This is a genomic window from Bradyrhizobium sp. 44 (assembly GCF_023073095.1).
Lineage (GTDB): Bacteria > Pseudomonadota > Alphaproteobacteria > Rhizobiales > Xanthobacteraceae > Bradyrhizobium.
Genome location: NZ_JADPIY010000008.1, coordinates 1,096,258 through 1,114,375, shown reverse-complemented (window position 1 = coordinate 1,114,375; position 18,118 = coordinate 1,096,258). Strand labels below are relative to the sequence as shown.

18 protein-coding genes are annotated in these 18,118 nt (G+C 62.8%); 13 read left to right on the top strand and 5 right to left on the bottom strand.

Translation table 11 applies throughout. The annotated features are described in order from the left end of the window. Window positions 1–64: 64 nt before the first annotated feature. Entirely contained in the window at window positions 65–436 is a 372-nt protein-coding gene (locus IVB41_RS07395) for a helix-turn-helix transcriptional regulator (RefSeq protein WP_247428494.1), read from the bottom strand. 111 nt (window positions 437–547) lie between these two features. Here IVB41_RS07395 and IVB41_RS07390 point away from each other — a divergent pair, with 111 nt between their 5' ends. The 3 genes from IVB41_RS07390 (at window position 548) to greA (ending at window position 6,012) form a co-directional block, all read left to right on the top strand. After that, window positions 548–1,717, top strand: a complete 1,170-nt coding sequence (locus IVB41_RS07390) for an MFS transporter (protein ID WP_247428491.1) — start codon at window positions 548–550, stop codon at window positions 1,715–1,717. Window positions 1,718–1,861: 144 nt separating this feature from the next. Then, window positions 1,862–5,326, top strand: coding sequence for a carbamoyl-phosphate synthase large subunit (gene carB / locus IVB41_RS07385; RefSeq protein ID WP_247358015.1), 3,465 nt, complete (start codon window positions 1,862–1,864; stop codon window positions 5,324–5,326). A 212-nt stretch (window positions 5,327–5,538) separates the two neighbouring features. Beyond that, complete coding sequence (gene greA / locus IVB41_RS07380) at window positions 5,539–6,012, top strand: transcription elongation factor GreA (RefSeq protein ID WP_007596674.1); 474 nt, start codon at window positions 5,539–5,541, stop codon at window positions 6,010–6,012. Window positions 6,013–6,101: 89 nt separating this feature from the next. Here greA and IVB41_RS07375 read toward each other — a convergent pair whose 3' ends face one another. Then, entirely contained in the window at window positions 6,102–6,581 is a 480-nt protein-coding gene (locus IVB41_RS07375) for an Lrp/AsnC family transcriptional regulator (RefSeq protein WP_007596676.1), read from the bottom strand. A 265-nt stretch (window positions 6,582–6,846) separates the two neighbouring features. Between IVB41_RS07375 and trxB the strand changes: the two genes are divergently transcribed. From trxB to IVB41_RS07350, 5 genes are all read left to right on the top strand, one after another. Beyond that, the gene (trxB, locus tag IVB41_RS07370; protein WP_247428489.1) at window positions 6,847–7,812 is read left to right on the top strand and encodes a thioredoxin-disulfide reductase; all 966 of its coding nucleotides are present in this window, start codon (window positions 6,847–6,849) and stop codon (window positions 7,810–7,812) included. Window positions 7,813–7,817: 5 nt separating this feature from the next. Then, complete coding sequence (locus IVB41_RS07365) at window positions 7,818–8,741, top strand: LysR family transcriptional regulator (protein ID WP_007614700.1); 924 nt, start codon at window positions 7,818–7,820, stop codon at window positions 8,739–8,741. Window positions 8,742–9,202: 461 nt separating this feature from the next. Further along, window positions 9,203–10,111 carry a 4-hydroxy-tetrahydrodipicolinate synthase gene (locus IVB41_RS07360; RefSeq protein ID WP_247428486.1) on the top strand — a complete coding sequence of 303 codons (909 nt, stop codon included), beginning with the start codon at window positions 9,203–9,205 and terminating at the stop codon, window positions 10,109–10,111. A gap of 179 nt (window positions 10,112–10,290) precedes the next feature. Then, complete coding sequence (locus tag IVB41_RS07355) at window positions 10,291–10,437, top strand: hypothetical protein (RefSeq protein WP_247428484.1); 147 nt, start codon at window positions 10,291–10,293, stop codon at window positions 10,435–10,437. A 98-nt stretch (window positions 10,438–10,535) separates the two neighbouring features. Next, window positions 10,536–10,715 carry a hypothetical protein gene (locus IVB41_RS07350; protein WP_007596684.1) on the top strand — a complete coding sequence of 60 codons (180 nt, stop codon included), beginning with the start codon at window positions 10,536–10,538 and terminating at the stop codon, window positions 10,713–10,715. 77 nt (window positions 10,716–10,792) lie between these two features. On the opposite strand, the gene IVB41_RS07345 is transcribed toward IVB41_RS07350, so the two are convergent. Both IVB41_RS07345 and IVB41_RS07340 read right to left on the bottom strand, forming a co-directional pair. Then, window positions 10,793–11,470 (bottom strand): ParA family protein, encoded by a 678-nt coding sequence (locus IVB41_RS07345; protein ID WP_007596685.1) that lies wholly within the window; start codon window positions 11,468–11,470, stop codon window positions 10,793–10,795. A 447-nt stretch (window positions 11,471–11,917) separates the two neighbouring features. Then, window positions 11,918–12,280 carry a hypothetical protein gene (locus IVB41_RS07340; protein ID WP_027565324.1) on the bottom strand — a complete coding sequence of 121 codons (363 nt, stop codon included), beginning with the start codon at window positions 12,278–12,280 and terminating at the stop codon, window positions 11,918–11,920. A 322-nt stretch (window positions 12,281–12,602) separates the two neighbouring features. On the opposite strand from IVB41_RS07340, the gene IVB41_RS07335 reads away from it, so the two are divergent. From IVB41_RS07335 to IVB41_RS07325, 3 genes are read left to right on the top strand one after another with little or no spacing between them, the layout of a single operon-like run. Next, entirely contained in the window at window positions 12,603–13,769 is a 1,167-nt protein-coding gene (locus tag IVB41_RS07335) for a CaiB/BaiF CoA-transferase family protein (protein ID WP_247428481.1), read from the top strand. Beyond that, window positions 13,766–14,695, top strand: coding sequence for a CoA ester lyase (locus IVB41_RS07330; RefSeq protein ID WP_247428478.1), 930 nt, complete (start codon window positions 13,766–13,768; stop codon window positions 14,693–14,695). Before IVB41_RS07335 ends, IVB41_RS07330 begins: the two co-directional genes overlap by 4 nt. A 6-nt stretch (window positions 14,696–14,701) precedes the next feature. Continuing rightward, window positions 14,702–15,640: an AEC family transporter gene (locus tag IVB41_RS07325; RefSeq protein ID WP_247428475.1), complete on the top strand. Its 939-nt coding sequence runs from the start codon at window positions 14,702–14,704 to the stop codon at window positions 15,638–15,640. A gap of 292 nt (window positions 15,641–15,932) precedes the next feature. On the opposite strand, the gene tenA is transcribed toward IVB41_RS07325, so the two are convergent. Then, window positions 15,933–16,607: a thiaminase II gene (gene tenA / locus IVB41_RS07320; RefSeq protein WP_247428472.1), complete on the bottom strand. Its 675-nt coding sequence runs from the start codon at window positions 16,605–16,607 to the stop codon at window positions 15,933–15,935. Window positions 16,608–16,982: 375 nt separating this feature from the next. Here tenA and IVB41_RS07315 point away from each other — a divergent pair, with 375 nt between their 5' ends. Beyond that, window positions 16,983–17,480: a hypothetical protein gene (locus tag IVB41_RS07315; protein WP_247428469.1), complete on the top strand. Its 498-nt coding sequence runs from the start codon at window positions 16,983–16,985 to the stop codon at window positions 17,478–17,480. Between the two features lie 3 nt (window positions 17,481–17,483). Beyond that, window positions 17,484–17,996, top strand: a complete 513-nt coding sequence (locus IVB41_RS07310) for a hypothetical protein (protein WP_247428466.1) — start codon at window positions 17,484–17,486, stop codon at window positions 17,994–17,996. The last annotated feature ends 122 nt before the right edge of the window (window positions 17,997–18,118 follow it).

Sequence of the window (18,118 nt, the reverse complement as noted above, 5' to 3'; positions counted from 1 at the left end):
GGGCGAAGCGTGTCCGGCGTAGCTGGAGCGAAGCGCAAGCGAAGACGGACTGGCCGCCCAATCCTCAATCAGCCTCAACCAGATCGTGCTCCGACAGCAGCCGCAGCCGGTCGGCATCCTTTGCCGCGGACGTGATGACGGCATCGAGCAGGCCCGGAAAGCGTGCGTCCAGATCGTCGCGGCGCAGCCGCACGAACCGGTTGGTGCCGGCGACGCGGGTCTGCATCAGGCCGCATTCGCGTAGCTTGGCGAAGTGATAGGCAAGATTCGACTTGCCGCTGAGCGCGTTGAAGTCGCCGCAGCACAGCTCGCCGCTGACAGGTTCCTGCTGGGCGAGCTGATACACAATCGCCAATCTGATCGGATCGCTCAGGCAATCCAGGATCATCGGCAGTTCGATCTGCTCGCGAGTGGGGTGAGGAGGCGTGCGGCTCATGGTCTGAGATCATAGCGAAGTAGCCTCAATGTTCAATAGTTCTTGAACCAATTGACTCCCGACCCGGTCCCACCGATAGTTCAATAAACGTTGAACATAGGGATTTTCCTGATGAGCGTATTCTGGCTGGCCTTGGCGGCCTTTGCGATCGGCACGGAAGGCTTTGTCATTGCTGGGCTTTTGCCGTCTATCGCAACCGACCTGGCGATTTCCGTCCCCGCCGCCGGCCAGTTGGTCACGGTCTACGCCCTCACCTACGCGGTCGGCTCGCCGATCCTGGCGGTGACGCTGAACAATATCGACCGCCGCACCGTGCTGGCCCTGGCGCTATCGACTTTCATTGCCGGAAACCTCGCGGCCATGGTGGCGTCGAATTACGCCCTGTTGCTGGCCTCGCGCATGCTGATGGCGCTGGGCTCCGGGCTGTGCATGCCGACCGCGCTGGCCGTATCCGTGGCCGTCGCCGCGCCGGAGCGGCGCGGCCGCGCGGTGGCACTCGTCACCTCGGGCCTCACGGTTGCGACCGTCATCGGCGTTCCGCTCGGCAATCTCGTCGGCAGCCTGCTCGGCTGGCGCGCGACCTTTGCCATGGTCGCCCTGATCGGCGCCGTTGCGCTCGCCGGCCTCCTGCTCGGCCTGCCCCGCGGCCTGCCGCGCAACACAGCCTCGCTCAGCGATCGGCTGGCGGTGGCGCGTCACCGCAATGTCCTGACGGCGCTTCTGATCACGATTTTATGGGCGCTCGGCGGCTTCACCGTGTTTACCTATTTCGCGGTCCCGCTGCACGGCCTTGGATTCGACGCCTCGCAGATCAGCCTCGCGCTGCTGGTGTTCGGCGGCGCGGCCGCGATCGGCAACATGCTCGGCGGCGTCCTGGCCGACCGGCTCGGCACGCTCGCCACGGCAGGTCTCGGGCTTGCCGGCATGGCCAGCGCGCTGATCCTGCATTCGCTGGTCCTGAAGCTGATGCCGGGACAGGCGCATTATGCGGTGCTGGGCGCGATCTTCCTCTGGGGCATCTCGGGATGGGCGTTCTACCCGGCCCAGGTCGCCAGCATCATCCGGATCGAGCCGCAGGCCTCGATGATCGCGCTCTCGCTCAACGCCTCGGCCATGTATCTCGGCTTTGCGATCGGCGGAGCCTTGGGCGGCGCCGTGCTTGCGGCGTGGAGCCCGGCGGATCTGGGCTGGGTCGGCGGATTGAGCGTTTCGGCGGCTCTTCTGGTCCATCTCGCCCGCGGCTGGCAGGCCCGGCCAAAACCCGTCAAAATTGCCGGTTGATGGGCGTTTTTCGGGGTTTCGCCGCCCTGAAAACTGGTCTAAGACCCACCCCGCGCGCGAGGGGGACCAACGCGCTCTCGGCCAAAGGGACGCGCAGCAGGCGCGCCCTTTTTTTGTGCCCAAATTCCACTTCGGCGAGAGTTGATGCCCAAACGTACAGACATCACCACCATCCTGATCATCGGCGCCGGTCCCATCGTGATCGGCCAAGCCTGCGAGTTCGACTATTCGGGCACCCAGGCGGTGAAGACGCTGAAGGAAGAGGGCTATCGCATCGTCCTCGTCAATTCCAATCCGGCCACCATCATGACCGACCCGGAATTGGCCGATGCGACCTATATCGAGCCGATCACGCCCGAGATCGTCGCGAAAATCATCGAGAAAGAACGTCACGTCATTCCCGGCGGCTTCGCGCTGCTGCCGACCATGGGCGGACAGACCGCGCTGAACTGCGCGCTGTCGCTGCGCCAGCAAGGCACGCTCGACAAGTTCGACGTCGAGATGATCGGCGCCACCGCGGACGCGATCGACAAGGCCGAGGACCGCCAGTTGTTCCGCGAAGCCATGACCAAGATCGGGCTCGAGACGCCGAAGTCGCGGCTCGCCAACGCCTCCGCCCTGAAGAAGTCCTTCCGCGACAAGTACCAGGCCGATCGCGCAAAGGCATCGGGCGCTGCGCTCGAAGAACTCGAGCGGCAGTGGACGCTCGGCGAGAGCGACCGCCGCAAGCGCTATCAGGAATATGCGCTCGGCCAGGCGCTGATGGCGCTCTCCGAGATCGGCCTGCCCGCGATCATCCGCCCGTCCTTCACCATGGGCGGCACCGGCGGCGGCATTGCCTACAACAAGGAAGAGTTCCTCGATATCATCGAGCGCGGCCTGGATGCGTCTCCCACCAACGAAGTGCTGATCGAAGAATCCGTGCTCGGCTGGAAAGAGTACGAGATGGAGGTGGTGCGCGACAAGAAGGACAATTGCATCATCGTCTGCTCGATCGAGAACCTCGATCCGATGGGCGTGCACACCGGCGATTCCATCACGGTGGCGCCGGCGCTGACGCTGACCGACAAGGAATACCAGATCATGCGCGACGCCTCGCTGGCGGTGCTGCGCGAGATCGGCGTCGAGACCGGCGGCTCCAACGTGCAGTTCGGCGTCAATCCCGAAGACGGCCGCATGGTCGTCATCGAGATGAATCCGCGCGTGTCGCGTTCCTCCGCCCTGGCTTCGAAAGCCACCGGCTTTCCGATCGCAAAGGTCGCCGCCAAGCTTGCGGTCGGCTACACGCTCGACGAAATCGCCAACGACATCACCGGCGGCGCCACGCCAGCCTCGTTCGAGCCGACGATCGACTACGTCGTCACCAAGGTGCCGCGTTTCGCCTTCGAGAAATTCCCCGGCGCCTCCACCACGCTGACCACGTCGATGAAGTCGGTCGGCGAAGTCATGGCGATCGGCCGCACCTTCCAGGAAAGCCTTCAGAAGGCATTGCGCGGGCTCGAGACCGGCCTCACCGGACTCGACGAGATCGAGATCGAAGGTCTCGGCCGCGACGACGACAAGAATGCGATCCGCGCCGCGCTGGGCACGCCGACACCGAACCGGCTGCTCCAGGTCGCGCAGGCGATGCGGCTCGGCTGGTCGGACGAGGAGATCTTCAATTCCTGCAAGATCGATCCGTGGTTCCTCAGCGAGATGCGCGGCATCGTCGACATGGAAGCGAAGGTCCGCAAGAACGGTCTGCCGGGCAACGCCTTCGGCATGCGCACGCTCAAGGCCATGGGCTTCTCCGATGCCCGGCTTGCGGTGATCGCGGAGACGACGGAGGCGGAGGTCACGGCGAAGCGCCACGCGCTCGGCGTTCGCCCCGTCTACAAGCGCATCGACACCTGCGCGGCCGAGTTCGCTTCGCCCACGGCCTACATGTACTCGACCTATGAGGCGCCGTTCGCGGGCGCGCCTGCGGACGAGAGCTCGCCGTCCGACAAGAAGAAGGTCATCATCCTCGGCGGCGGCCCGAACCGCATCGGCCAGGGCATTGAATTTGACTATTGCTGCTGTCACGCCTGCTTCGCGCTGCACGACGCCGGCTACGAATCCATCATGGTCAACTGCAACCCGGAGACGGTGTCGACCGACTACGACACTGCCGACCGGCTCTATTTCGAGCCGCTCACCGCCGAGGACGTGCTGGAGATCATCGCAAAGGAACGCACCAACGGCACGCTGCATGGCGTAATCGTGCAGTTCGGCGGCCAGACCCCGCTCAAGCTCGCGCGCGCGCTGGAAGCCGCCGAAGTGCCGATCCTCGGCACCTCGCCCGACGCCATCGACCTTGCGGAAGACCGCGACCGCTTCAAGCGGGTGCTCGACAAGCTGCGGCTGAAGCAGCCCAAGAACGGCATCGCGTATTCGGTCGAGCAAGCGCGCCTGGTCGCGACCGATCTCGGCCTGCCGCTGGTGGTGCGCCCGTCCTACGTGCTCGGCGGCCGCGCGATGCAAATCATCCGCGAGGAGAACCAGCTCAGCGATTACTTGCTCGGCACGCTGCCGGAGCTGGTGCCGGGGGACGTCAAGGCGCGCTACCCGAACGACAAGACCGGCCAGATCAACACCGTGCTCGGCAAGAATCCGCTGCTGTTCGACCGCTATCTGTCCGATGCGACCGAGATCGACGTCGACTGCCTCTGCGACGGCAAGGACACCTTCATCGTCGGCATCATGGAGCACATCGAGGAAGCCGGCATCCATTCCGGCGACAGCGCCTGCTCGCTGCCGCCGCACTCGCTGGACGACAAGATGATCGAGGAGCTGGAGCGGCAGACCCGCGAGCTGGCGCTCGGCCTCGACGTCGTCGGCCTCATGAATGTGCAATACGCCATCAAGGACGGCGAGATCTACGTGCTCGAAGTCAATCCGCGCGCCTCGCGCACGGTGCCCTTTGTCGCCAAGGTGGTCGGTACGCCGGTCGCGAAGATCGCGGCGCGTATCATGGCCGGCGAAAAGCTTGCCGATTTCAAGCTGAAGAAGGCGAAATTCGACCATGTCGGCGTTAAGGAATCGGTGTTTCCGTTCGCCCGCTTCCCCGGCGTCGATACCGTGCTCGGCCCCGAGATGCGCTCGACCGGCGAGGTCATGGGCATCGATCGCTCCTTCGCGGTGGCGTTCGCCAAGAGCCAGCTCGGCGGCGGCACACGAGTGCCGCGCAAGGGCACGGTGTTTGTCTCGGTTCGCGAGAGCGACAAGACGCGCATCACCGAGGCCGTTCGCGAGCTGCATTCGCTCGGCTTCAAGGTGCTGGCGACATCGGGCACGGCCCGCTTCCTGACCGACCAGGGCATCCCGACCGAGAAGGTGAACAAGGTGCTGGAGGGCCGGCCGCACATCGTCGACGCCATCACCAATGGCGAGGTCCAGCTCGTCTTCAACACCACCGAAGGCCCGCAGGCGCTCGCCGACAGCCGTTCTCTGCGGCGCGCGGCCCTCTTGCATAAAGTGCCGTATTACACCACTCTTTCCGGGGCCGTGGCGGCCGCGCAGGGCATCCACGCCTATCTGGGCGGGGACCTTGAGGTTCGGACCCTGCAGAGCTACTTTTCGGAAACCTGATCGCGAGCGGGAGGCCCAACCTTCCGCTAAGTGATTGGCGATGAAGCCACTATGGCCGGAGGAACTGTCCGGCCATATGGTTGTTCTGTTCCGGCGCCAAGCCCATATGAACGTTCGGCGGCACGCGCGTTGAGCCCCCGGACAGACTGACGAATCAAGTTGCGTGCGCGTTGACATGTCAGGGCGCGCGCGACCGAAGGACGAGAGAAGAGATGGAAAAGGTACCGATGACTGCGGGCGGCTTTGCCGCGCTCGGGGAAGAACTGAAGAAGCGCCAGTCGGAGGACCGTCCGCGGATCATCGAGCATATCGCCGAGGCGCGCTCGCACGGAGACCTGTCGGAGAACGCGGAATACCACGCCGCGAAGGAAGAGCAGTCCCACAATGAAGGCCGCATCGCCGAGCTCGAGGACAAGCTCGCGCGCGCCGACATCATCGACATCTCGAAGCTGTCCGGCGACACCATCAAGTTCGGCGCGACCGTGACACTGGTCGACGAGGACACCGAAAAGAAGACGGTGTGGCAGATCGTCGGCGAGGTCGAGGCCGACGCCAAGAAGGGCCGCATCTCCATCACCTCGCCGCTCGCGCGCGCGCTGATCGGCAAGAAGAAGGGTTCAACCGTCGAGGTCAACGCACCCGGCGGCGCCAAGGCTTATGAGATTACCAAAGTGGAGTGGCGGTAACGATTTGCCGTTGCGTGTGATTTGAAAAAGGCCGCGCACTGCGCGGCCTTTTTTGTATCTGCGTGTTGCTCGCAATGACGGAGGAGACGCTACCTTCGTCCCCTCACGTCGAGCGGCACGGCCGCCTCGTATTTCGAATTGTGCAGCACCAGCGAGGTCCGCACGTTGCGGACGTGCGGGGCGGCGGTCAAATGGGTGACGAAATCCTGGAAGGTGGCCATGTCGGGTGCGACGCATTTCAGGATGAAATCGACTTCGCCCGACAGCATCCAGCACTCGCGCACCAGCGGCTCGGCGCGGACGAACTCCTCGAAGGCGCGCAAATCCGCCTCGGCCTGGCTGGAGAGGTGCACTGCGGCAAACACCGTGACGTCGAAGCCGAGCTTGCGCGCGTCCAAGAGCCCGCGATAGCCATGGATATACCCCTCCTCCTCCAGCGCCCGGACTCGGCGCAGGCAGGGCGGTGGCGAAATGCCGACGCGCTTGGCCAGCTCGACATTCGTGATTCGACCGTCGGCCTGAATCTCGGTGAGAATTTTCAGGTCGATCTCGTCTAGGTTCCGCGACACGTGATTGGAACTCCTGGCCTTTGCGGCGGTATTGGTGGCTCTGTCGCAATCCTCATAGCGCAGACCACGCACTCGGCGCAATTTTATTGCGCGTGCAGCGCAATCGACTTTTGTTCCCTGTTGGAAAAATCCGCCGACAGGGAATGCAATTCTTGCATAGCTCACCAGAAGGCTTAGATTACCTCTGATATTTCAGCGCCTCCGCGAGGCCTCCCGGCACGTTCCGCGCCCGCGCTGCAGTCCCCCGTGAAAGGCATCTGTCGAAATGTCCGCCGCTGTCCATGCAAAGGTCGTCATCATCGGCTCCGGCCCCGCCGGCTACACGGCGGCGATCTACGCCGCGCGCGCGATGCTTGAGCCGATCCTGATCCAGGGCATCCAGGCGGGCGGCCAGCTCACCATCACCACCGACGTCGAGAACTATCCGGGCTTCGCCGACGTGATCCAAGGCCCCTGGTTGATGGAGCAGATGGAGAAGCAGGCGCTGCATGTGGGCACCCAGATCAAGACCGATCTGGTGACCAAGCTCGACACCTCGCAACGCCCCTTTCGCCTGACCTGCGATAGCGGTGATGTCTATCTCGCCGACACCGTCATTCTCGCCACCGGCGCCCAGGCGCGCTGGCTCGGGCTGCCGTCCGAAGCGAAATTCCAGGGTGGCGGCGTGTCGGCCTGTGCCACCTGTGACGGCTTCTTCTACCGCAACAAGCAAGTCGTAGTAGTCGGCGGCGGCAATACGGCGGTCGAGGAAGCGCTGTACCTCACCAACCATGCCTCGCAGGTCACCATCGTGCATCGTCGCGATCACTTCCGCGCCGAACGCATCCTACAGGAACGCCTGTTCAAGCACCCGAAGATCAAGGTGATCTGGGACTCAGCCGTCGACGAGATCTGCGGTACCGAGAACCCGAACAAGGTCACCCAAGTGCGGCTGAAGAACGTCAAGACCGGCGCGTTGACCGATGTGCCGACCGACGGCGTCTTCGTCGCCATCGGGCATGCCCCGGCGACCGAGCTCGTGGCCGGGCAGGTCAAGCTGAAACCGTCGGGCTATGTCGAGGTCGCCCCGAACTCGACCGCCACCTCGGTGCCCGGACTGTTCGCCGCCGGCGACGTCGCCGACGAGACCTATCGTCAAGCAGTCACGGCGGCCGGCCTCGGCTGCATGGCGGCGCTCGAGGCGGAACGATTTTTGGCCCTGCGCGCCAGCGAGCGCGCGGCAGCGGAATAGACATCATGGCAAGAACACGCGACGGATTTACGGATATGGACTGGGATAAGCTGAAGGTGTTTCACGCCGCGGCGGAAGCGGGCAGCTTCACGCACGCGGGCGAGCAGCTCGGCCTGTCGCAATCGGCAGTATCACGCCAGGTCTCGGCACTGGAGCAGGAGCTCTCGGTCTCGCTGTTCCACCGCCACGCCCGCGGCCTGATCCTCACCGAACAGGGCGACCTCCTGTTCCGCACCGCCCATGACGTGTTCATGCAGTTGCAGGCGGCGCGCGCGAAGCTGACCGACAGCCGCGAGCGGCCGAGCGGCGATCTCAAGATCACCACCACGCCCGGCGTCGGCATCAACTGGCTGATCCCCAGGCTTGGCGAATTCACCGCGCTGTATCCGGAAATCCGGATCTCGCTGATCGTCACCGACGAGGAGCTTGATCTCTCGATGCGCGAGGCCGATGTCGCGATCCGCACCCGCAAGCCGACGCAGCCGGATCTCATCCAGCGCAAGCTGTTCGCGATGGGCTTCCACGCTTATTGCTCGCCCGATTACATCAAGCGCTTCGGCACGCCGCGCACGCTGGAGGAGCTCGACTCCCACCGCATCATCACGCTCTCCGACGGCAACTTCGCGCCGCATCTTCAGAACCGCAACTGGCTAGTGGAAGCGGGGCGCAACGGCTCGGGTCCGCGCGAAGCCTATTTCAGGGTCAACAACATTCTCGGCCTCGTCCGCGCCTGTCAGCAGGGTCTCGGCATCGCCGCGTTGCCGGACTATCTGATCGAAGAACAGAGCCGCCTCGTGCAGCTGTTCGGCGAATCGGATTCGATCCAGCTCGATACGTATTTTGTTTATCCGGAAGAGCTGAAGACGGTCGCGCGCGTGCAAGTGTTCCGCGACTTCGTGGTGAGCAAGGCGCAGCGCTGGCCGTCCTGATTTCCGCATGTCTGACATGCGGCTTGGACGCTTGATGCATGGCGCGAAGCTAGCCCATAATCTCTTTACGCTGAGCCTTCGCGTTGCGCATTTGTCCCCCTCCTCCAGTGGCGCGGGAGTTCAGTAATCCCTCTTGGAAGGTGATTGTGTCGGCCTCACGTGGCCAATACCTTAAGCCGGGCTCGATCGAGCCCGGCTTTTTTTTGCGGATCCGGCCATCGCCCTCCGCGTGTATTGACAGTTCCATGCTTACCCCGCATCATTTGCGAATGATCACGAAGTCGTGCGCAATCTCGTCGCAGGCAGTCGCCTCGAAAAAAGGCCCCCATCTGGGGACCTCGGATTTTTGCGCGCGCTAACAGCCTTCGTCATCGCGAGCCGAAACTTCGAAAACCCCGCCGCCTGGACGGGGTTTTTTCATGTGCCCCGTCTCAGGATTTTTCCCGAGAAGGAGATGGAACATGACCGGACTACAGGAACAATTGCACGGGCTCTGGCTGCCGCTGGTGACGCCGTTTCGCGACGGCGCCCTCGACGAGAGGTCGCTGCGCCGATTGACCCGGCATTACAGCGGACAGGCCGTCGACGGCTTCATCCTGGGGGCGACCTCCGGTGAAGGCATGACGCTACGCGACGCCGAGCTCGAACGTCTCGTCGCCATCGTGCGCGACGAGCTGGCCATCGGCCACAGCAAGATTCCGATCTGCCTTGGACTTTCAGGTGCGGACACGTCGCGGCTGAAGGAGCGTCTCGACGCGACCGCGGACTGGCCGATCGATGGCTATCTGATCGCGAGCCCGTATTATGTGCGGCCGTCGCAGCGCGGGTTGCTGGCGCATTTCGAGGCGCTCGCCGATCACGCCGCCTGGCCACTCGCGCTCTACAACATCCCCTATCGCACCTCGGTCAACATCACCAACCAGACGCTGCTACGGCTTGCCGAGCATCCGAACATCATCGGCCTGAAGGATTGCGGCGCGAGCCGCGACCAATCCATCGCGTTGCTGCGCGACAGGCCTGCGGACTTTCGCGTGCTGACCGGCGAGGATGCGAATTATTTCGAGGCGCTCAGCGACGGTGCCGACGGCGGCATCGTGCTGTCAGCCCATCTCGAGACCGCGACGTTTGCGGCCGTCCATGCCGAGCTGAAGCGCGGCAACCACGATGCGGCGCTGGCGCGCTGGCAGGAGGTCGCGGACCTGACGCGCCTGTTGTTCACCGAGCCCAGTCCCGCGCCGGCAAAATACTGGCTGTGGCGCACGGGGCTGATCGACAGCCCCGAAGTGCGCCTGCCGATGGTGGAGGTCGGCAGCGAACTCGCCGTCCAGCTCGACCGCGAGATCGAGCGACGCATGCAAGTCGCGGCGTAGCTGGTAGCCCCTCACCCCACCCTCTCCTCCTAAGAACGAGGAGAGGGAGTGAGAGAGCGGAGTGCTTGGTTAACCGCGCCTCAACGGTCTTCGCTGCTGCCACATGGCGCATCCACGGCTCGTTTACGCAAACGCGCCTATCGTCTCCATTCAAAGTCTTTTCAAATGGGGGAATGATCATGGGGCAACGCATCCGCCCGACGGCGGCAGAAATGTTCGCGTCCGCTGATTTCTTGCGGGGAATTGTTGTGGTGTCGTGGTTCGGCTTCTGGGCGGTGATGCTCGGCCTGATGCCGGTGCTGGTGTTTCGGGTCTGGCTGGCGTGATGTCAGCGCACGTCCGGATGGTTAATCCGTGGTAGCAGCTGTGTTCAAAAGCGCGCGAAACTGCGACCCGGAATTTTAAAATATCTCACGTAGCGTTCATGCCCATAAGCGAAGAAATCGCGGGGGCGTTTGTGAATAGTCATAACGAAATGGCGTCGCATTACGACGCTGGACAGCAGGGCTTCACCACCGAGGACATTCTCTGGGCCGCCGGCATCTGGTCGGTGATCCTCACTCTGTCGCCGGTGATCGTGTTCTACATGCTGATGGTGGCCTAGCGGCAAAGTCATCTTCCCAAAAACGCAAAACGCGCGGAGGTCCGCGCGTTTTTCGTCCGGGGAATGATTTATGAAAATTACGCCGCCTGCTTGTGCATTGCGCCGGAAGCCGACGCCGTGCCGCGAATAGCCTTTACCGAACGCTCGATCGCCGCCCACAGCCTTGCGATTTCCTGCGCCGCACGGCTCTCGGCCTGATATTCCCGCGCGCCCTCGCCGTGGCTCAGCGCCATCAGCAGATCCGAACGGTTGGTGATCTGGCCGCCCCACACCGGAGCACGGAACTTCGCCAGCGCCTCGCGGGCGATGGTGACGATCGGGCTTTCGGACTCATCGCGGCGCGCCGGCGCACCGTTGAGCACGACCGCGTAGGGCTTGCGTGCCGCACGGCACATCTGGATGGTTTCCTGCACCGCGTTGACGTCGAACACGCCGGGACGGGCGGGTATCACCACCATGGTGGCATTGCGGATGGCGTCGTCGACGACGGCCGACAGGTTCGGCGGCGTGTCGATCAACACCCATTCATAACCGTCGCGCTTGGCAGCGGAGACGATGCCGCTGACCGAGTTCACCGCGGACTTGATCGGCGGCTCGTTGGTGCCACGCAGCTTGTGCCACAGCGTGAGCGAGCCTTGCGGATCCGCATCCACGAGCAGGATCGGCTTGGTCGCCTTGATCTGCGCGGCGAGATGCGCGGCCAGGGTACTCTTGCCCGAGCCACCTTTACGCGATGCAAAAACAATAACGTTCATACCTCTGCCTCCAGATTGACCCCAGGCGGCGAAAATGAATCACCACGGTGATTCGGGAAAGAAAAATTTATCATAAGTTATGCTGGCGCCATGAAATAACAAAGCGCGTTGGCTTTTGAGTCACACTGCTGCGTCCGACGGCGGCTTCACGCCAGCAATCGTGCGTTTTTTGAGCAGTCCAGCGGGAAAAAATGGAATGCAACCTCGCCGCGCAATCCGTTTCGCGACTCGTTTCCATCCCCACATGATCGCGATTGTCGCAAGCGTCCGCACGCGGAGGCGAACAAAACGAGTCCGGTGGCTGGTGTGGGGCTGATGCCTGGGTCAGTTTGACTCAAGGGGCGAGCAAACGAGGAGTCGGACACGCAAATGCCCGGGACTTCAAACGCACTGCGCGCTGTGGCCCGGGCATGGTCGAGTTTCAAAAAGGGAACGTCGTGCTCGCGCTCAGCCTTCGCTGGCTTTCTTCTTCTTGGCCGGCTTGGTGCTCTTCTTCGCCGTCCGGGCTGAGCTCTTGGGCGCGATGCTGGTCGGCTTGCCGGCGCGGGGCGCCGCCGCCATGCCCGGCTCCGGTCCCGGCCGGAAGAAGGCCCGGCACTGCGGCGAGAGCTGCGACTTCTTCTGGATCATGCAGGCGGTGATGGCGTCGACGTTCGGAACAAAGTCGCCGCACAACCGCATCGCATCGGGGGTGCAGGCCTGCTGCTCCTCCTGGGAGTAGGCGAAGCCTTCACCCGGGTGGATCAGGACGGCCAGGGCCATACCCGTAATCGCAGCAGCGAAAGATTTCTTAAATCGGAACGCCGGCATCGATCCCCCCAAAATGTCGAGTCGGAGCGGATAGTGGGTGAACGGGGGTTCGTTGGCAACCGAGGCGAGATGCGAAAGCCGGGACGTGTGCGGTCTCGGCAACAGGGCCCCCTAAAACAAAAACCGCGAAAACAACCCCATGCACAGTAGCCAAGTCCATGTTGGCATTGAACTTTGCGGATCGCGATTTGCGGATTTTACGAAATCGATTTGACTCGTCGGGCAAAACAGGGGCATGATGCCATCATCACAGAACGTGCGTGGGGTGGTCGGCTTGTCTCCTGCGCTGGTCGAAAGCGTGAGCGGGAGCGGAGACGATTGCATGGAGCGAAATGAGGCGGAGCTGCCGCTGTCGGGGGTGACGGTGGTCTCGCTCGAGCAGGCGATCGCGGCTCCTCTTGCCAGCCGGCATCTTGCGGACTGGGGCGCGCGCGTCATCAAGATCGAGCGGCCGGGCGATGGCGATTTCTGCCGCGACTACGATCACGTGATGAACGGGATGTCGAGCCAGTTCGTCTGGACCAACAGGTCGAAGGAGAGCCTCGCCATCGACATCAAGAGTCCTGACGGCCAGGAGGTGCTCGAGGCCCTGCTGCCGCAGGCCGACGTCTTCATCCAGAACCTGGCGCCCGGCGCGGCGGAGCGGCTCGGCCTCGATGCCGCATCGCTGCTGCGAAAGTTTCCCCGCATCATCGCCTGCGACGTGTCGGGCTATGGTGCGGGCGGACCCTACAGCAACAAGAAGGCCTACGATCTCCTGGTGCAGTGCGAGGCCGGCGTGCTCGCCATCAACGGCACCGAGGCGGAGCCCGCCAAGGTCGGACTTTCCGTGGTCGATATCGCCACCGGCATGTACATCCTCAACGGCGTGCTGATGGCGCTGTATCGCCGTGAGCGGACCGGCAAGGGCACCGCCTTCCAGGCCTCGCTGTTCGACTCCATCACGGACTGGATGAGCTATCCCGCCTTCTACACGCAGAGTACCGGCCGCCCGCTGCCGCGAACCGGAGCCAAGCATGCAACCATAGCGCCGTATGGCCCTTTCCGCGTCGGCGACGGCAACACCATCTTCTTCGGCATCCAGAACGACCGGGAATGGCGATCGCTGTGCGCCCTCGTGCTTGGCGACGCCGCCTTTGCCGATCACCCCCGCTTCCGCACCAATCCGCTGCGCATGCAGAACAGGGACGATCTGCAGATCCATATCGAGCAGCGTTTTGCGGCGATGACCAGCGACGAGGTGCTGCGGCTGCTCGACGAAGCCTCGATCGCCAATGCGCATCTGAATTCGGTCGAGGCTTTCCTGGAGCACGAGCAGCTCCGCGCCCGCGACCGGGTGCAAACGGTGGGCACTCGTTGCGGCCCGGTGATGAGCTTCCTGCCGGCTCTCACCATTCCAGGCCTGTCGCCGCGGATGGATCCGGTGCCCGACGTCGGGCAGCACAACCCATCCATCCTGCGCGAGCTCGGTCTCGCAAAGGAGACATGACGATGGCCCCTCAGCGGCCGACGCGGGTCTATCTGGCCGTTCCCGCGCATCGCTCCCGTCTCGTCGCCAAGGCGGCTGCCTCGGCCGCAGACGCGGTGTTCATGGACCTCGAGGACGCGGTACCGCCGTCCGAGAAGAGCGTGGCACTGGAAGAAGCTGCGCGGGCGCTGTCCTCGCTGGACTGGGGCAACAAGGTCGTCGCGGTCAGGCTCAACGCCGTCGATAGCCCCTTCATCGCGCAGGAAATCCGCACGCTCGCTGCGCTGCCCAGGCTGGATTCGGTGATCGTGCCGAAGGCGGAGCGGGCAAGCGACATCGCCGCCATTGCCGATCAGCTGCGCGCGGCCGCGCCGGGTCGCTCTTCTCCCGTCGCGCTCGAACTGCTGATCGAGACCGCGCTGGGTCTGGTCAATGTCGACGCGCTCGCCGCCGCGCACGACAGCGTCGCCGCCCTTCATCTCGGTGTCGGCGATTTCGCCGCGTCGATCGGCGCCCGTTCCTCCGAAATCGGCGCATCGCCGGACGGCTACCGCCACGTGGGCTCCGCCCAGAGCGGCTATGCCTCCGCCCCGCTCGATCTGTTCGCCTATCCGATGATGCGCCTGCTGGTGGCCGCGCGCGCCTTCGGCCTGCGCGCGATCGACGGCCCGTGCGGCGCGTTCCGGGATGCCAGACTGACGGAAAGCAGCGCGCTCAAGGCCGCGGCGATGGGTTTTGACGGCAAGCAGGTGATCCATCCCGACCAGATCGAACCGACGCTGCGGGCGTTCGTCCCGTCCGACACTGAGCTGGCGCACGCGCGGCGGGTCGTCGAAGCCATGGAGCAGGCCGAGGCGCAGGGCCAGGGCGCGGTGACGCTCGACGGCAAGATGATCGACTATGCCAATGTCCGGATGGCGCGCCGTATCATCGAGATGGGGTCGTAGCGGCGCATGGCCACCGTGCTGATCGTCGCGCCGGTGTTTGCGCTGATCGCGGCCGGCTATGCCGCGGTGCTGTTTCGCTTCGTCAGCGAGACCGCGCACAAGGGCATCTCCGAATTCGCCTTCAGCATCGCGATTCCGGCGCTGCTGTTCCGCACCATCGTGGTCTCGGAATTCCCCGATGTCAGCCCTTACAGGATGTGGGGCGCCTATTACGGCGCGCTGGCCATCACCTGGCTCGCGGCGCTGGCGCTGTCGGCCCTGCTGCGCGCGCGGCGCGAAGACCGCGAGGACGGGGTCGTGTTCGCGATCGGCTCGGTCTACGGCAACATCGTGATGCTCGGCATTCCCCTGACGCTCTCGGCGCTTGGCAACGAGGCGGCGGGGCCAATGGCGCTGATCCTGTCGGTGAACACGCCGCTGCTCTGGCTTTGCGGCATCCTGCAGATGGAGCTTGTCAGCCGCAAGCAAGCCGGCTCGCCTTTGTCAGTGATCCGGCCCGTGCTCGCGGATCTCGCGCGGAATCCGCTGATGCTGGGGATCGGCTTTGGCGTGGTCTGGCGTTTTACCGGCCTCGGCCTCAATCCCGTCGTCGACAAGACCGTCGAGCTGTTGGCGCAGGCGGGATCGCCGGCGGCGCTGATCGCGCTCGGCATCAATCTGTTCCGGTTCGAGGTCAAGGGCGAGATGTTGAGCGTCGTCGTGATGTGCGGGCTGAAACTGATGGCGATGCCGGCGGCGGCGTTCGTGCTGGCGAAGCTGCTCGGTTTGCCTCCGGTCGCAGCCGGCGTGATCGTGCTGTTCGCGGCGATGCCGACCGGCGCGAACGCCTACATCTTTGCGGTGCAATACAAGCGGTTGGTGAACCCGGTGTCGGGCGCGGTGGCGCTGGGGACGCTGCTGGCGGCGGTGACGTTGCCGGTGGTGGTGTGGGTGGTAGCGAGGTGAGCTGTCACAGGTTTGAAAGAGCGCGCCGCACCACCTCCCAAATACCCAATCAGCGCAGGCCCAGGAACGAGAGCACCACACCAATCACGACGACGAGTCCGACCAGATAGATAATACCGTTCATGTCTTGGCTCCTCAGCGTTGTCAGCCCTGCCGCAGGTACAAACACTCCAGGTCATGAAAAGGTTCGGCCTTGCTCGATGCCGATTTCTCCTGAAATGGGGGAACGAAAGCGACCGATCCTGCGTCGTGGCGTGCTGAGCCCTCGCCCCCATCCTGACTGCCGAAAGAGCTATTGAACACGCTGGCCCGCGCGCCAGGCCATCTCCCAGAAGTCGGCCTCGAGTCGGGTGGCTTCCTTGAAGATCGCAATCAGCTCTGCCTCGCGGGCCGGCGTGGCGTAGAGATCGGCGAGATGCTCCATGTGGGCCCGCGCCTTGGCAGCGACCTCCTGGTACGGCGCGCCGGCGTACTCGGCGATCCAGACGCGGTAGGCGTTCGTCGCAGCGTCCGCGAGGGGGAGCGAGGCGAGCCGCGTTGCGATCTCCGCGTACCCGATCACGCAGGGGGCAAGCGCCACCTTGAGAGCCAGCAGGTCGCCGCGCATTCCCGCGTCGAGCACGTAGCGTGTATAGGCCAGCATCTCGGCTGCCGGAGGGGCCTGTTCAAGATCGGCCGGCGACAGACCCCAATCGGCACAGAGCTTCACATGCAGGTTCATCTCGACATCGAGGATGGCCGAAAGGCCGGCCGCGGCTTCACGCATGTCGGCAAGCCTGGGCGACTTGTAGACCGCGAGCGCGTAGGCGCGCGCAAACTCGATGAGGAACAAATAGTCCTGAACGAGGTAGTGACGAAACGCCGCTTCGGAGAGCGAGCCGTCCGCCAATCCGTTCGTGAAGGGATGCTCAGTGTAGGCCCGCCACTCAACGGATGCTGCTGTCTTGAGACGCTCGAAGAAACTCACGATCTTTTTCGCCTGGCTTGCTTGTCCACGAACGTCTTTCATTCGCTACCGATAGCGTATTGCGGACCGGGGAGCTACGGCGACAGGGCACGCTCAAAACAAAAAAAAATCAACTACTTGCGCAGGCAGCTAACAGAGCGAGACAAGGGCGATGTCACGACCGGACATAGTGAACATAGACAATGTTGTGCTGGCCGACTGATCTCGCGGCACACCGCATACTCACTAAGTCCCCTTGGCATCGGCAACCAAACACCCTCCTTGCACTATCTTTAAAGTTGTAAGAAGTTAGGTACACCGCATCTTCAAAGATCGTCGGCTAAATGAGAACGGATAGGGTCAAAATCTAATCTGACTCCAAGGCAGGGGGACACCGTGTTTAGCGTTGAACCTATAACAACCACCAATTTGATATCGATTGTTCAAATTATCATTGTCGTCTTAGGCTTTATTTTCTCTTGGAAGGCGCTCAGGGCAACCAATAGAAGCATCGAGGTCGCTACGCGCAGCCTTGAGACTGCTACGGGGAACTTGGAGCTCGCGACGTCAAACGCCCAAGCCCAGCTTTATAATCAGATGGTCCTCCAAGGTCGCGACCTGCAATACAAATTTATCGACATAATCCTTGAAGGAAAATCGGAGGAGGCCAAAGAGAAACGCAAGGATCAATACGTCGGCACAGTCATCAGTTATTATAGCGCTTGGTTTGAGATGCGAAACATTTTGCGTCTGCCCCAATCAGTGACGAAGCTAATCGATTACGAGTTAAAAGAGACGATGAAAGAGGACCAGGTACGAGCGAAGTGGATCAGAATCAAGAATAATTTCAGCAAAGAGTTCATTAAGCACGTCCAAGACTTGGAAGGAGTCTAGGCAATGACGTTCTTCGCGAACTCGGGCGTGTCGTGGCCCAAGTTAGAATTCGAGACGTCGGACGCTGGAGCAAAAGCATTCAGTGCGGCGTCAGATATTTTTGAAGCTCTAGCAAAGATGGAAAGCAGTCCGGACATGGAAATCGCTTTGCCCGCGAGCATGTCAAATGCCGCCACTAAGCTTCAGGATGCAATTAGGATCTATCGTAATATTCTTCCCCAGATCGATAACCGCACTTTGCCGCCGCTCTCGCCCGCTGAGTACGACTTTGCATCAATCGAGCCTTACTGGTCGCGCGACGATCTCCACAGCCCCGAGAACAGACTGAATACGCCCCAAAAGCTATATTCCGAACTGATAATTCGCCTAGAGGCTGTCTATTCGCGCGTCGCTGACTTTCCGAACCACAGGGTCAAGCAAGCTCTCTCCTTCAGCGCTTTTGAGCTCATGTTGGAATGGGAGAAGGTCGCTAGGCTTGCGAGAGTCATTTCGGTTTTCAACCGCCGCCATTCTTAACGCGCTCATCTAAGTCACAGGCCGTTCGGCTACGATGAAGGGTTCAACAGGCATTCTGCCGCTGTGATCGGCGAGTGGACCATCGGACCTCATGGACCGCTCGCAAGGCAGATACTAATGAA